11 protein-coding genes and 2 pseudogenes are annotated in these 14,654 nt (G+C 47.7%); 8 read left to right on the top strand and 5 right to left on the bottom strand.

Annotation, left to right across the window (positions count from 1 at the left end; all coding sequences use genetic code 11):
• Nucleotides 1-6 precede the first annotated feature (6 nt).
• From DXE33_RS04410 to fabI, 4 genes and pseudogenes are all read right to left on the bottom strand, one after another.
• Nucleotides 7-1,385, bottom strand: a pseudogene (locus DXE33_RS04410) (MmgE/PrpD family protein).
• Nucleotides 1,386-1,404: 19 nt separating this feature from the next.
• Complete coding sequence (locus tag DXE33_RS04405) at nucleotides 1,405-2,280, bottom strand: FAS1-like dehydratase domain-containing protein (RefSeq protein WP_114638799.1); 876 nt, start codon at nucleotides 2,278-2,280, stop codon at nucleotides 1,405-1,407.
• 33 nt (nucleotides 2,281-2,313) lie between these two features.
• Nucleotides 2,314-3,655: pseudogene (chrA, locus tag DXE33_RS04400) on the bottom strand (chromate efflux transporter).
• Nucleotides 3,652-4,437: an enoyl-ACP reductase FabI gene (gene fabI, locus DXE33_RS04395; RefSeq protein WP_114638797.1), complete on the bottom strand. Its 786-nt coding sequence runs from the start codon at nucleotides 4,435-4,437 to the stop codon at nucleotides 3,652-3,654. Before fabI ends, chrA begins: the two are co-directional and overlap by 4 nt.
• Before the next feature lie 81 nt (nucleotides 4,438-4,518).
• Here fabI and DXE33_RS04390 point away from each other — a divergent pair, with 81 nt between their 5' ends.
• The 5 genes from DXE33_RS04390 (at nucleotide 4,519) to DXE33_RS04370 (ending at nucleotide 10,935) form a co-directional block, all read left to right on the top strand.
• Complete coding sequence (locus DXE33_RS04390; RefSeq protein ID WP_114639721.1) at nucleotides 4,519-6,387, top strand: extracellular solute-binding protein; 1,869 nt, start codon at nucleotides 4,519-4,521, stop codon at nucleotides 6,385-6,387.
• A gap of 11 nt (nucleotides 6,388-6,398) precedes the next feature.
• Nucleotides 6,399-7,463, top strand: coding sequence for a microcin C ABC transporter permease YejB (locus DXE33_RS04385; protein WP_174222316.1), 1,065 nt, complete (start codon nucleotides 6,399-6,401; stop codon nucleotides 7,461-7,463).
• On the top strand, nucleotides 7,460-8,485 hold the full coding sequence (locus DXE33_RS04380) for an ABC transporter permease (protein WP_114638794.1): 1,026 nt from the start codon (nucleotides 7,460-7,462) through the stop codon (nucleotides 8,483-8,485). Before DXE33_RS04385 ends, DXE33_RS04380 begins: the two co-directional genes overlap by 4 nt.
• On the top strand, nucleotides 8,482-10,119 hold the full coding sequence (locus DXE33_RS04375; RefSeq protein ID WP_114638792.1) for an ABC transporter ATP-binding protein: 1,638 nt from the start codon (nucleotides 8,482-8,484) through the stop codon (nucleotides 10,117-10,119). The genes DXE33_RS04380 and DXE33_RS04375 overlap by 4 nt, the downstream gene beginning before the upstream one ends.
• A 168-nt stretch (nucleotides 10,120-10,287) precedes the next feature.
• Nucleotides 10,288-10,935, top strand: coding sequence for a C40 family peptidase (locus DXE33_RS04370; RefSeq protein ID WP_114638790.1), 648 nt, complete (start codon nucleotides 10,288-10,290; stop codon nucleotides 10,933-10,935).
• A gap of 20 nt (nucleotides 10,936-10,955) precedes the next feature.
• On the opposite strand, the gene DXE33_RS04365 is transcribed toward DXE33_RS04370, so the two are convergent.
• Entirely contained in the window at nucleotides 10,956-11,870 is a 915-nt protein-coding gene (locus tag DXE33_RS04365) for a patatin-like phospholipase family protein (protein WP_114638788.1), read from the bottom strand.
• A gap of 189 nt (nucleotides 11,871-12,059) precedes the next feature.
• On the opposite strand from DXE33_RS04365, the gene scpB reads away from it, so the two are divergent.
• From scpB to rluB, 3 genes are read left to right on the top strand one after another with little or no spacing between them, the layout of a single operon-like run.
• On the top strand, nucleotides 12,060-12,773 hold the full coding sequence (gene scpB / locus DXE33_RS04360) for an SMC-Scp complex subunit ScpB (RefSeq protein ID WP_114638787.1): 714 nt from the start codon (nucleotides 12,060-12,062) through the stop codon (nucleotides 12,771-12,773).
• A 5-nt stretch (nucleotides 12,774-12,778) separates the two neighbouring features.
• Nucleotides 12,779-13,024, top strand: coding sequence for a hypothetical protein (locus tag DXE33_RS04355; RefSeq protein WP_114638785.1), 246 nt, complete (start codon nucleotides 12,779-12,781; stop codon nucleotides 13,022-13,024).
• Entirely contained in the window at nucleotides 13,008-14,534 is a 1,527-nt protein-coding gene (gene rluB / locus DXE33_RS04350) for a 23S rRNA pseudouridine(2605) synthase RluB (protein ID WP_231970380.1), read from the top strand. Before DXE33_RS04355 ends, rluB begins: the two co-directional genes overlap by 17 nt.
• Nucleotides 14,535-14,654 lie beyond the last annotated feature (120 nt).

The raw sequence follows: 14,654 nt of genomic DNA, 5'->3' as shown, positions 1-14,654 counted from the left end.
AGAGATTTATTGTTGGGGCAGCAGAAAGCCTATCTTGGCTTGTTTGCGAATATTCCACAAGAGATCAATTGCCTGAGTCATCTCTGTAGGGGTAGCGCCGCCACTAAATGCGGCAAGACGCATCGCTTTATCGGTAATTTCAGCGCGTGTTAGGGTATTGCCAGGGTCGCCTTTGGGTTCATCAACGCGCCCTTCGAGGATTTGACCATTGTGAAGCTGTACTTTGACCTTACCAATCCAGCGTTGTGGATAGGCGCTATCGACTTCGGGATCAAGAGTCATAGCAACGCGATCGCGGAATGCGCAAATATCGTCATCATGAAAGTGTGAATCAAATTCTTGTAGACCGGCGAATTGATAGTGGGCAACAAGCGCTAAAACGGTACCCATGGAGAACTTTGATTGATGCACAGTTGCAGGATCGGTCACTGGACCTAATACATCGATTGCGCCTTGGTGAACCAATGTTTCCACTTTTGCGATATCGCTGGGTTTGAGTTGATGGGCAAGCATAACCTGTAACAGCGCATCAGCAGCAGGGTGGGTGTGCCTACAAGATGCGTGGTACTTAAAGCTAGTCTCGGCGAGAGTCCAACGTTTACCCAAACCATCAACCAGCTTACTAGGATTAGCATCGCTGGACATGCCTGCCGCCATCCCTTGTTTGCCTTCCAGGATATGCTGCGCGCCAGTAAATCCAGATTGAGCAAGATAGGCTGACATCAAACCTGTAGCGGCTGCATGGGCTGTGTGTAATTGCTTGGAGTCAGCAGCATCGCGCAAAAACTCCCAAAGACCAGCCGATTGTGTTCCTGCAGAACCAAAGGCATGAAGCATTTGATCAGGGTTGAGTTTGAGTAGACGTCCAACTGCAGCAGTTGCCGCAATCGTGCCAGCAGTACCAGTGGTATGAAATACCTTGTAGTGCGAACGACCTAAAAATTCACCGACCCGAATACCTACTTCATAGCCAACAATGGAAGCGAGCAATAAGTCATTACCTGATGCGTCAATGGCTTGAGCGCAAGCTAAGGCCGGCGGAAAGACCACCGTCGCAGGATGAAAGACGGAGCCGTTGTGTACACATCATCTTGCTCGGCGACATGAGAAGCAGCAGCATTAGCCATAGCCGCTAAAAATGGACTAGAGCTTTTACGGGCAATCAGAATTTCAGAAGGGCCGGCATGTGAGTCACTAAAGCCACTCATATTTTGGGCAAACTGCGTAATCGTTTCTACAGGACGAGAGCCTTTGCCTGCGATAGCAGATCCAAACCAATCAACTAGAAGATCTTCTGCGCGATGTACAACGTCCACAGGAACATCAGGCATTTGAAGATTAGCTGCAAACTTTGCTAGCTCGCGTGATAAATGGTCGTTACTCATGACACTCTTTTTGATGGGGTTAGGCTAGAACTGCACTGGCTTGCATGGTAAGCCAGCCTTCATGATCTTGGGCCCAAATAGAAATCGTTTTGCCTGAAGGATCTTTTTCTAAATCGGGTTTGGCGCTCACCTTGAAAATATTGATATCAAAAGTAGGGCGAATGGCACGGAACTCAAAGCTCTTGAGTTTGCAATTCGGAATACTCTGGCGCACCAAATCCACCAAGAGGGTGGCGATCAATGGACCATGAACAATGAGTCCGGGATAGCCTTTTACTTCAGTAACGTATTTACGGTCGTAATGAATCCGATGTCCGTTAAAAGTTAATGCAGAGTAGCGAAACAGTAGTACATCATCTGGAGTAATTGTCTTAGTCCATGTGGCCTCACTCGGCGCTGGTGTTGGGGCAACCGGCTTGTCATCTGAGCCTGGCGCGTCACGATACACGATGTCGTGCTCTTCAATGATGGCCAAACCTTTTTGATTGGAGATGTGATGTTTGACTAAAACAAAAATCAAATCTCCAGTGCGACCAGATTTGTGGGTAACCGATTCAATAGTGGAAACGCGCTCAATCTCATCGCCAACAGAAAGAGGCTCTAACCATTGCACTCGACTTCCTGCCCACATCCGACGGGGTAGTGGAACTGGAGGTAGAAAGCCGCCACGTTTAGGGTGACCATCAGGACCAATTTCGGATTGGCGTGCGTGCGGTAAAAAATAGAGCCAATGCCATAGCTCAGGTAAGAATGTGCCTTTGCCTGGTAATGGGTCTGAACGATCTAGGGTTGCCGATAGAGCGCGTACTGGTGCGGCAGTAACGGTGTCAGTGAGGGTTTCGGTTTTGCCGATCCACTCTTGCAGATGGGTGATAGTTTGAGGTTCGATTCGCATACTTCCATTATGCCAATCTTGGGAAAAACTGAACTAGACTAAGAGAACGCTGGCGAAGTAGCTCAAAAGACCTGCTGCAGCGCAGGCACCCAGCACGGTCATCACGCCTTTTTGAAACTGAAACAGGGCTACCCCTGCACCGACACAAATGAGGATCGATAACCAAGAAACCGACCCACCTAGTCCATGGGGCCAAAAGACGTGATAAGCAAAGAAGAGGCCCAGATTAACGATAACGCCAACCACTGCTGCAGAAATTGCTGTGAGTGGTGCAGTAAAGCCTAGCTTGCCATGAGTTGACTCTACTAAAGGGCCACCAACTAAGATGAAAAAAAATGAGGGTAAAAAAGTAAACCAAGTGGCAACGCATGCACCAAGCACGCCAAACCAAAATGGATTGCTATTACCAATCAGACGCTGAATATGTCCTGCCAAGTAACCCACAAAAGCAACCACCATGATGAGTGGTCCTGGAGTAGTTTCGCCAAGCGCCAAACCATCCATCATTTGTCCGGCACTTAACCAATGGAAGTGGTCTACTGCGCCTTGATAAACATAAGGCAGCACTGCATAAGCGCCGCCAAAGGTGAGAAGAGCTGCTTTAGTAAAGAACCAAGCTAGCTCTGGGTACAAGGTTTTCCACCCAAAGCATGCGATCAATAAGCCTATCGGAAGTGCCTAGCAAGTCAGTGCTACAGCACTATGCAATAAGGTGGTTTGATAGCGAAATTGAGCATGAGTCGGCGTGGGGGTGTCATCATCAATCATGGCTTTGCCGTAATGTCGATCTTTAGAGTTGCCATGCCCATTGCTATGACTAAATTGTTCGGGGTAACGTTTGCCACCCCAAAATCCAATTGCGGCTGCAATGATGACGATGATGGGAAACGATAAATTCAAAATAAATATTGCTAAAAAGGAAGCCAATGCAATCCATTTCAGGGTATTGCTGGCAAGCGTGCGCTTACCGATACGAACGGCAGCATGCAGGACGATTGCAGTGACAGCAGGTTTGATGCCAAAAAAAGACCGCTGCAATCCATGGCACCTGTCCAAAGGTGAGATAGACCCACGATAAAGCGATCAAGATTAATAATGAAGGCAATACGAAGAGGGTGCCAGCCAGGATGCCACCCCAGCTACGATGCATTAACCAGCCAATATAGGTCACTAGCTGCTGAGCCTCTGGTCCTGGCAACAACATGCAATAGTTCAGCGCATGTAAAAAACGCCGCTCAGAAATCCAGCGACGCTTTTCTACCAACTCTTGATGTAAGACTGCGATTTGCCCTGCAGGGCCACCGAAACTAATGAAGCCTAGTTTGGTCCAAAACTTGAGGGCCTCACGTAAGCTAATCGGTGATTCAGAACTCACGCATCTTCCATTCCGCCAACTACTTGGCTAAAGCCGTTATCAACGTAAATAATTTCTGCGGTGATGCCGTTTGCTAAATCGGATAATAAGAATGCTGCCGTATTGCCAACATCATCAATGGTGACGTTACGACGCAGTGGGGCAGTTTGTTCAACTGCTTCTAAAATTTTTCCAAAGCCTTTAATGCCAGATGCGGCTAGGGTTTTGATGGGGCCAGCAGAGATGCCGTTAGCACGTATGCCTTTAGGGCCAACTGAACCGGCTAAGTAGCGCACTGAAGCTTCAAGTGATGCTTTTGCTAAACCCATGGTGTTGTAGTTAGGAACGTTTTTCATGGAGCCCAAATACGTGAGCGTTAGCAAGGAGGATTTATCGCGCAACATGGGCAATGCCTCTTTTGCCATTGCAGGAAAGCTATAGGCCGAAATATCGTGTACAATCTTGAAGCCTTCGCGAGAAAGACCTTCGAGGAAGTCGCCTGCAATCGCTTCGCGGGGGGCAAAACCAATAGCGTGCACAAAACCGTCAAACTGAGGCCAAGATTTGGCTAAATCCTTAAATAAAGCAACAATCTGCTCGTCGCTACCCACGTCGCAGTCGAAAATCAACTCCGAATTGAATTCTTTTGCGAAATCCACAATACGGTCTTTAAAGCGCTCGCCCACGTAGGTAAAGGCTAATTCAGCACCTTCACGATGGCAGGCCTTGGCAATGCCATAGGCGATAGAGCGATTGGAGAGGAGGCCGGTGATGAGGATTTTTTTGCCGGTGAGAAAGCCCATGTGTTGTGTCCTTTGCTTCATGTTGTGTCCTTTTCCTTTGCTTCAAATATGATTTGCTATCTATCTACAATTATTGCATATATGCCGACCCTAAAGCCCATTGCCCAAATTGCTCAATTCCTCCTACTAGCCATGCTGCTAGGGCTTGGCGGCAATTTTGTACAGGCTGGACAGGGGATAGCCCAGTACGGCAAACCTAAGTATCCAGAGGGGTTTGCCCATTTTGACTATGTCAACCCGAACGCCCCCCAAGGAGGCACCCTGGTATTGCCAAATCCAGGCCAGAGAAATAGCTTTGATAAGTTCAATCCGTTTACCTTACGCGGCGTCACCGCTCCTGGGATTGATTTGATGTTTGAGTCCCTTGCCGAAGGTAGTGCTGATGAGGTTTCCAGCGTTTATGGCTTATTGGCAGAAGATATTCAAGTTGCTCCCGATCACAAGTCGGTGACTTTTCGTATTCGTCCAGAGGCAAAGTTTTCTGACGGCAGTCCCGTATTAGCTGCCGATGTAAAGTACAGCTTTGATGTCTTAATGAGTGGTAAAGCACATCCACGATACAAAACTACTTTTGCAGATATTACTCAAGCGACCATACTCTCCGATCGAGTTGTGCGTTTTGATTTTAAAAACACCAACACTGAACTCCCAATCTTGGCAGGAACTTTGCCGATCTTTTCGCGTAATTGGGGTAAAAAACCCGATGGCACGATGATCCCATTTGAAAAGTTAGCATTTGAAGCTCCCATTGGCAGTGGACCTTATTTAATTGAGTCATTCAAAGCTGGCAAGTCGATTACTTATAAAAAGAATCCGCAGTATTGGGCCAATCAAATGAGCAAGCCCCTCAATATCCGTGTGGGCTTTTATAACTTTGATCGCGTACTGTACAAGCTGTATAGCGATGATGCTGTGCGCCTGGAGGCTTTTAAGGCAGGGGAGTTTGACGCTCTCGTAGAGTATCGCGCCAAGATTTGGGCTAAAGGTTATGTGGGTTCCAAATTTGACAATGGCACTTTGCTGAAAAAGGCCTTTATCAATCACAACGGTGCAGGTATGCAAGGTTTTGCGATGAATGTACGCAGGCCAATTTTTCAAGACCCGCGGGTGCGTCAAGCCTTGGGTTTGGCTTTAGATTTTGAGTGGTTAAACCGTCAAATCTTTTTTGACCAATACAGTCGCATTAATAGTTACTTCACCAACAGTGATTTGAGTGCCAACTTTAACGGTCCTAGCAAACCAACTGAAGCAGAGTTGAAACTACTCAAACCGCTCAAAGCAAAATATCCACAATGGGTACCCGACGCAGTATTTGGTCCAATGCCACCAGCGCCCTCCACCAAGCCCCCCGGAAGTTTGAGACAAAATTTACGTCAAGCACGTGAACTACTCATGCATGCGGGTTGGCAATATCGCGACGGCGCTTTGCGTAATGAAAAGGGGGAGCCATTTCGATTTGAGATTGTTGAAGATGGTGGTTTCTTCCTGCGTGTCATTTCAGCCTATATACGTAATCTGGAGAAATTGGGCATTCAAGTAGATGTTCGTACCAGCGACTTTGCCTTGCATCAAAAGCGGATGAATGAATATGATTTTGATATGACCACCGTACGTTTCTTGGATTCTCAAAACCCAGGTAGTGAGCTTTGGGATCGTTTTGGCAGTGCGGCAGCTAAAGAAAAGGGTTCAGATAACGTTATTGGCATTCAGTCACCAGTTGTAGATGCTTTGGTCGATGAGATTACGAAGGCACCAAACCGAGAGCAATTGAGTGCTGCTGCAAGAGCGTTAGATAGAGTGTTATGGAATAGCTATTACGTTGTGCCGCAGTGGTACAACCCAACACATCGCGTTGCTTTTCGCAAAGAGATGCGCTATCCCGAGCCTCCTTTGTATTACCAGGCTGAACCTTGGATTATGCAAAATTGGTGGAAAGAAGAGTCTAAATAATGCACGGCCAAATGCGCACCTACATCTTTAAACGTTTATTGCTCATGATTCCCACTTTGTTGGGCGTATTGACATTAACCTTTGCTGTCGTCCAGTTTGTGCCAGGCGGTCCTGTAGAGCAAATGGTGCTTGAGCTCAAAGGGAAGGGTAATGCAGCCTCAGGCGGAACAGAGTCTTCTGGTTCGGGGGCAAGCTATCGTGGACGCCAGGGAGTCGATGTCCAGCGCCTTGAAGAAGTTAAGGCACTCTATGGTTTTGATAAGCCCCCAGTAGAGCGTTACTTTATGATGCTCGGTCGTTTTGCTCGATTTGATTTAGGTGAAAGTTACTATCAGCACGAGAGCGTTTGGCGTTTAGTGGTTTCTAAATTGCCGGTGTCGATCAGCATTGGTTTATGGACTTTCTTTATTACGTATCTGGTCTCTATACCCCTGGGGATTGCAAAGGCTGTGCGCGATGGCTCCCGTTTTGATGCGGTAACTAGCACGATCATTTTGGTGGGCTACGCGATACCTGGATTTGTTCTGGGCGTACTTTTATTAGTTCTATTTGGCGGTGGTAGTTTTCTGCAGATTTTTCCTTTGCGGGGACTCACCTCCGATGACTGGAGTGACTTGAGTTTGATTGGCAAGGTGATGGATTATCTATGGCACTTGGTGCTCCCAATCACTGCTTCGGTCTTGGGTAGCTTTGCGGTCGTTACCATGCTGACTAAAAATTCATTCTTAGAAGAGATTCGTAAGCAGTATGTGCTGACTGCTAGAGCAAAAGGCCTGACAGAGAAGCAAGTGTTATGGAAGCATGTATTTCGTAATGCCATGCTGCCCTTGGTAACTGGGTTCCCCGCGGCATTTATTGGCGCTTTCTTCACCGGCTCTTTATTGATTGAGACGCTATTTTCTTTAGATGGCCTGGGTTTGCTCTCTTATGAATCGGTGATGCGTCGGGATTACCCAGTCGTATTTGGAACACTCTATCTGTTTACCTTAATTGGCTTGTTTACGAAGCTGATTTCTGATCTTTGCTACGTCTATGTTGATCCTCGCATTCAGTTTGGTGCTGGAGGTGGTTCATGAGTCGTTGGCAACGATTTCGATCTAATCGCAGAGGCTATGCCAGCCTGTGGATTTTCGTAATCTTTTTTGGCTTATCTTTATGTGCAGAGTTAATTGCAAATGACAAACCTTTAGTAGTTCGTTATGACGGCCACTTCTATTTTCCGATTGTCAAAAGCCAGCCTGAGACCGTATTTGGTGGAGACTTTGCAACACCAACGGACTTCCTAGAACCAGACATTCGTCAAAACATTACTACTCATGGCAATTGGGCAATTTACCCACCAATTACGTATAGTTATGAGACGCTCAATTATTTCTCACAAGTGCCCAATCCTGCGCCGCCCTCGCGGCAGAACTGGCTGGGCACAGATGACCGGGGCAGGGACGTGTTATCGCGCCTCATTTATGGCTTTCGCTTATCCATCTTGTTTGGATTGGCGCTGACGATTGTTGGCGTGAGTGTGGGCATCATCACTGGTTCCTTGATGGGATTTTTTGGAGGCAAATTTGATCTCATTTCTCAGCGCTTAATTGAGATTTGGTCAGCCATGCCAGAACTGTATCTCCTCATTATTTTTGCCTCCATTTTTAATCCGAGCGTTTCTTTATTGATTATTCTCTTAGCAGCATTTGGGTGGATGGGATTATCGGACTATGTCCGTGCAGAGTTTTTTCGTAACCGCGCCTTAGAGTATGTCCGTGCAGCTCGCGCACTTGGCTTAAGCAATTTGCAAATCATGTGGCGTCACATCCTGCCTAATAGCCTGACATCTGTGATTACCTTTTTGCCGTTTCGCATGAGTGCGGCAATTTTGTCTTTAACGAGTTTAGATTTCTTAGGGCTTGGCGTTCCACCTGGCACACCTAGTTTGGGTGAATTGCTTTCTCAGGGTAAAGGCAATTTAGATGCCTGGTGGATCTCCTTGTCTACCTTTGTGGTTTTGGTGGGCACTTTATTGCTCCTCACCTTTATGGGTGAAGCATTACGCGATGCATATGATTCCCGTAAGTCTGGCTTGATGAGCGGAGGTCGCTCATGAGCTTGCTTCGATACGAAGATCTGTGTATTTCCTTTGGATCGGGACGTCGTGAAAAATTTGCTGTCAATCACTTAGACCTTGAAATTGGAGTTGGTGAGCGAGTGGCCTTAGTTGGGGAATCAGGCTCGGGCAAAACCTTAACCGCACTCGCACCCATGAGGTTGGAGCCAGAAGGCGCCAAAGTCTCTGGAAAAATTCTATGGAATAAAAAGGATGGGCAGGGTGTTGTCGATTTGTTGTCCTTGCCAATTGAGGATATTCGTGCCATTCGTGGGCGTGAGATTGCAATGGTCTTTCAAGAGCCGATGACCGCACTCAACCCTTTGTTTACGATCGGCAATCAAATCATCGAGGCAGTGCAGATTTATCAACCCCTGCTCTCGAGAGCAGATTGCGTAGATGCGGCAATTGATCTACTCAAGAAAACTGGTATCCCGGAGCCTGAGCGACGTTTTCACGCTTATCCTCATCAGCTTTCAGGCGGACAACGTCAGCGTGCCATGATAGCTATGGCATTGGCGTGCAAGCCTCGTCTCTTGATTGCTGATGAACCCACTACCGCACTCGATGTCAGTTTGCGTCTGCAAATTTTGGAGCTACTCAAAGAGTTACAAGAAGAATCGAAAGATCATGGTGGCATGGGAATCTTACTCATCACGCATGATCTGAATTTAGTAAAGCACTTTGCTCAGCGGGTTGCAGTCTTAAATCAAGGCAACTTGATGGAGTCAGGGTCAACCAAACAAGTGTTTGAGCATCCGACTGATCCTTATACGCGTGCTTTAGTCAATAGCGGGCCAGTACGCAATTTAGCGCCGGTAATGCCCTTGGCTCCGGTGCTTTTGCAGACCGACAACTTGTCAGTGGCCTACCCGAGTTCTGAAGCGAGTTCTTGGTTTAAAAAAGCACCACCACACAAAGTGCTTAAGAAAGTTAGCTTTCATTTAAAGCAAGGCCAAACCATTGGTGTGATTGGCGAGTCTGGATCCGGTAAGACTACTTTGGGTATGGCTGTGCTTGGCCTGCTTGGTGATTCTGTGGCCTTAGTCAGTGGTGTTGTGGATATTCTAGGTGTTGATTGGCAAACTCTCAAACCCAAAGAGCGACGTGCCATGCGCTCCAGTTTGCAGGTCATCTTTCAAGATCCGTTTGGTTCGCTTTCTCCCCGCATGAATGTCTTGCAAATCATTGCTGAGGGTCTAGATGTCCATTTCCCAAAACTTTCTGCTGCTGAACGTGAATCACGAGTGGTCGATATGCTCAAAGAGGTAGGCTTAGATCGAGCCGCATTGACACGTTACCCGCATGAATTTTCTGGTGGTCAGAGACAGCGAATTGCCATTGCGCGCGCACTCATTTTGCGTCCGCAGATCTTGGTATTGGATGAGCCTACTTCTGCCTTAGATGTTTCTATTCAAAAGCAGGTGCTTGCCTTGCTGGCAGAGTTGCAGAAGAAATACAACTTGGCATATTTGATGATTAGTCATGATTTGGCGGTGATCCGTGCAATGTCTCATGAGGTCATGGTCTTGAAAGAGGGAAGGGTTGTTGAGTTTGGGGATACTGAAACCCTGATTAAGCATCCCAGTCAGATCTACACCAAAGCGCTTTTTGCAGCAGCCGAACTCACTTAAAACTCGCTTGTATTTCTTCCATCACGATTCACACCCCTCTGAAATGAGCTAATTTGGTGCATTTATTTCAACTTTGAGTCCTAAATTAACAAAATTAACTTAATAAACAAAGACTTAAGCGCTCAGTGAAGACTTGGTTAAATAAAAGTTCTTTGTTAAACTGGTCGGATGTCATTGAAAAAAGTGCTGATTACTCAAACCTTGGCCTTAGCCTTGGGTTTGCTCGCTATGACTACTCATGCTGCCGATGTATCTGCTGATGCATCCGCTGATGCCGCGGTCGTTCCCAAGGAAAGCATGTTCCAGGCTGGAAGAGCCTACATCTCCCGTGTTTCAGATCGCTTGGCCGATACCGTGACCGGTAAGTCTGAGGATTTAATCAACCGCGCTATGGAAGTCATTGGTGTGCGTTATCGCTGGGATGCGGAGTTGCCGCAATCTGGTTTGGATGGCAGTAGTTTTGTTGGATATGTATTTAAGGATAAGTTGGGTTTTCTTTTGCCACGCAAAGCTACCCAAATGAGCCGCGTGGGTAAGCCCATCTCTCGTGAAGAATTACAACCTGGTGACTTGGTATTTTTTAACACCATGCGTTTAACTTTTTCCCATGTGGGAATTTATGTTGGTGACAACAAATTTATTCATTCACCTTCCAAGGGTGCAAACGTTCGCGTAGATGACCTGGGAAGTTTGTATTGGGATAAGCGTTTTGATGGCGCGCGCCGTCTAGACGGAAGCGACAACTTAGACGATGCAGAGCGTCAAGAGTTGTTAAACGAAGTGAAGAACCTCAAGCGCAAGTCTCGCAGCCTGTAATTTCCCAGGCTTATTGGGCGCTAACCCTTCAGCTTTTCCTTAATGAGTGGCATTTGTTCTTGCGCGGCAATTTCACCTGCCAAGATTGCTGCATTCCTGGATTTGAAATCACCACTACTCATTTGTTTGAGATGGGGTGTGATCACGACATCAGCACTTTTTAATTCATATTGATTAATGCTTCGTTGCATGATCGAAATGGTTTGCTGTAAGACGCCAAAGGTACCGCTCGCATCTTGATGCACGGGCTCTGAAGAAATATTGACGGCAATGATGAGTGTGGCACCCATCTGCTTTGCATAACTTACTGGTACTGGTGCAACTAATCCGCCATCAACATATTCTTTGCCAGCAATGACAGTCGGTTGAAATACACCCGGCACGCTACATGATGCGCGCACCGCTTGACCAGTATTGCCGCTACGAAAGAGTGCGCCTTTGCCCGACTGTAATTCCGTAGCAACGATACCTAAGGGGATGCGCATCTGCTCAATCGTTCTGTTTTGTACTTCACGATTAATCATGTTTTGCAGCGCATCGCCTTTAATGAGGCCGCCAAAGCGGCCTGCAAATGGTAGGCCCCAGTCGGCAATCGTTGCCTCATCCAGATTGAGGGCTAGTCGGTTGAGATCATTTCCGGTGGCGCCAAAAGCAAGGAGTGCGGCGATGACGCTACCTGCGCTACTGCCCACTACTACATCAGGGCGAATGCCTTGGGCTTCCAGGGCTTTGATCACCCCGACATGGGCGAACCCTCGTGCTGCACCTGCACCTAATACCAGGCCAAGCACTGGTTTTTTGGGTGCCATGAGACCACATGAGCTCAGAGTGCCAGCGCCAATGAAGGCGCCAGTACCAATGCCTAGGCTAAGCAAACGTCTGCGTTGGGCGGATATTAGGTCGGTAGTGGAGCTTTTAGAAGAATTTTCTTGCATGTAGCTATTGTATTGAGCCTACCTTATAATGGCCGCACGGTGAACGAAAAAGACTTCGTTGCAGCGCGGGCGCATTCCCTAACAAGAAATGATGAGATGAATTGTCCGTAGTCGCTAAAAAACACCAAAACCCATTACTGAAATACATTTTTAAGGCTCACTTGGGATATTCCTGGTAGCCCAACTTTTATGGACGATCACAACAAGCGCGTTATAGAAACAGCCCTCCTGTGCGCCCAGGAGCCATTGACGGTTGCCGACTTGTCCCGTTTATTTGTTGAGGACATCACCACTGCTGATATCGATGAAGCTTTAATTGAAATTCAGCGCGCCTGGGATGATCGAGGCATGGAGTTGGTACACATTGTGACTGGCTGGCGCTTTCAGAGCCGCTTGTCAATGCGTGAGTACTTGGACCGTTTGACTCCCGAAAAGCCGCCTAAATATTCTCGTGCAGTACTTGAAACCTTGGCGATCATTGCCTACCGCCAACCGGTTACCCGCGGCGAGATTGAAGAGATTCGAGGTGTTGCTGTCAGCAGTAACGTCATGAAGCAGTTGGAAGATCGGGGTTGGGTAGAGGTGATTGGTCATAAGGACACAGTCGGTCGCCCCGGTTTATATGCCACTACGAAACAGTTTTTAGATGATCTGAGCTTAACCAATTTGCAAAGCTTGCCGATCTTGGAAGATTCTGCACCGATGGCTGCTGCAGAACAACTAGGTCAAGCGGTAATCGATTTTGATCCAACGGCAACAGTAGAAACCGTTGTGATTGATGGCGAAACAGTAGTTCAAGAAGAAACTATCGTAGAAATCACCAAAGAAATTGAAGTCACTGAAATTGAAGATGCAGAAGAAGTCACCCCTGAGTCTGATGATCCGTCAGACGAAACAAAATAAGATTAATGACAAGCTCTAACGAAAACGATTCATCTCCGGTAGTACCTCAAGCAACGCCATCACCTACTGAAGGTGCTAAGCCTGAAGGTGGAGAGCGCGCTCCCCGCGAGGATCGTGGACCACGTGGTCCACGCCGAGCAGGTTCTGGGAAGTACCCCTTTAATAAGAAGCGACCTTTCAATAAGGATAAGCCGCGTCGCGAAGGCGATGCCAGTGGTGGGGGCAATAGTCAGCGTGAGGGGGGGCGGTAATTCATCAGCAAAGTTGGCACCTAATCCTGCGGAAGTAGAGGCATTGTTTGCATCGGTTGTGTCTGGTGAGTTTGATGCTGCCTTAGATGCTCCTGAAGTGGTTGAGATGTCTAATCCTGAAGGATTAAATGAGAGTGAGAGCGAAATTTCTCACCAAACCGGAGCAGAGCGTCGTGCACAACGCGCCCAACGCTCACGTGAGGAGGAAGATCCAGATGCCCCTACCGAAGAAGAGATGAGCAGTTTGCAATTTGCTAATGTTGATGAGTTACCTCTGAGTTTGCGTGACGAAGTGTGGTCTGATCTGGATGGTTTAGATGACGACGCAGACGATGAAGATACAGTGAAGTTGCATAAAGTGTTGGCAGACGCTGGCATGGGTTCGCGTCGTGACATGGAAGACTTGATTATTCAAGGGCGCGTTTCTGTTAATGGTTTACCTGCGCATATTGGCCAGCGTATTGGGCCAACCGATCAAGTGCGCATTAACGGCAAGCCTGTGCATCGCAAGATTCAAACCAAACCACCACGCGTGATTCTCTATCACAAACCTGCTGGCGAGATTGTTAGCCAGTCTGATCCAGAGGGTCGCCCAACCGTGTTTGACCGCTTACCCAAGCCACGTCAAGGACGCTGGATAGCAGTGGGTCGTTTGGATTTCAATACTGAAGGTCTTCTGCTATTTACCACCTCAGGTGAATTAGCAAATCGCTTAATGCACCCTCGTTACGGAGTGGAGCGCGAATACGCTGTTCGTATTTTGGGTGAATTGAGCCAAGAAAATACCACTCAATTAAAGAGTGGAATACAGCTCGATGATGGCCAAGCAAAATTTTTACGTTTGGCGATGGGCGGTGGTGATGGTGCAAATCGTTGGTACCACGTAGCTTTGACCGAAGGTCGTAATCGCGAAGTGCGCCGCATGTTTGAAGCAGTGGGACATACTGTTTCTCGTTTGATTCGAACACGTTATGGCATGTTCCTCTTGCCTCCACGCTTAAGGCGCGGTAAGTGGGAAGAGGTTGAGGCCGGCGGTATTTATAACTTGATGAAGTTTGCTGGCCTAAAAATGCCACAGCCACAAGATAAAGGCCGCGGATCTAATCTAAACAATCGTGATCGCCATCCCTTGGGAGAGGATTTGCAACCTGATCCAATGCAAACCTCAGTTTCTTATTGGGGCTCACGTGATGCCTTAACGCTGGCTAGCGGCCATAATGGCCTCACTCACCAGGGTAGAGGTGGAAAATCGGGTGGTGGCAATGGTGGAACAGGCGATGGGCGTGGACCGTTTCGGGGTCGTACTCAGGGCGGTAGACCTGGCCAAGGCGGGCAGGGCGGCAATGGCCAAGGTCGTAATAAGGCCAAAAAAGTCCATCATGGTCAGTCTGCATTTGTGACTGGCGCCCCCCAAACACCGGGAAATGGGCCAAAACGCAATGCTCCAAAGGGACGCAAGCCTTTTAATAAAGGACCTAGAAAGCCCCGAAATCCTGGCGAAAGCTTCTGATTTCTAAGAGGTTTCCCTAAAAATCAGCTATAATTTTGGTCTTGCAGCACACCGCTACGCTATGTTGCAAGTGTTGTTACCGACTGATGTTGCGATCAACGTAAGTCGGCCTGTTCTGAA

Source organism: Polynucleobacter necessarius (assembly GCF_900096765.1).
GTDB lineage: Bacteria > Pseudomonadota > Gammaproteobacteria > Burkholderiales > Burkholderiaceae > Polynucleobacter > Polynucleobacter necessarius_F.
This window is presented reverse-complemented; position numbering and strand designations above follow the sequence as displayed.

Bases quoted from the DNA above. Each gene is read 5' to 3' on its own strand.
- fabI (WP_114638797.1), bottom strand. From the start codon at position 4,437: ATGGGCTTTCTCACCGGCAAAAAAATCCTCATCACCGGCCTCCTCTCC.
- DXE33_RS04375 (WP_114638792.1), top strand. From the start codon at position 8,482: ATGAGCTTGCTTCGATACGAAGATCTGTGTATTTCCTTTGGATCGGGA.
- DXE33_RS04380 (WP_114638794.1), top strand. From the start codon at position 7,460: ATGAGTCGTTGGCAACGATTTCGATCTAATCGCAGAGGCTATGCCAGC.
- DXE33_RS04405 (WP_114638799.1), bottom strand. From the start codon at position 2,280: ATGCGAATCGAACCTCAAACTATCACCCATCTGCAAGAGTGGATCGGC.
- DXE33_RS04390 (WP_114639721.1), top strand. From the start codon at position 4,519: ATGCCGACCCTAAAGCCCATTGCCCAAATTGCTCAATTCCTCCTACTA.
- DXE33_RS04370 (WP_114638790.1), top strand. From the start codon at position 10,288: ATGTCATTGAAAAAAGTGCTGATTACTCAAACCTTGGCCTTAGCCTTG.
- DXE33_RS04365 (WP_114638788.1), bottom strand. From the start codon at position 11,870: ATGCAAGAAAATTCTTCTAAAAGCTCCACTACCGACCTAATATCCGCC.
- DXE33_RS04355 (WP_114638785.1), top strand. From the start codon at position 12,779: ATGACAAGCTCTAACGAAAACGATTCATCTCCGGTAGTACCTCAAGCA.
- scpB (WP_114638787.1), top strand. From the start codon at position 12,060: ATGGACGATCACAACAAGCGCGTTATAGAAACAGCCCTCCTGTGCGCC.
- DXE33_RS04385 (WP_174222316.1), top strand. From the start codon at position 6,399: ATGCGCACCTACATCTTTAAACGTTTATTGCTCATGATTCCCACTTTG.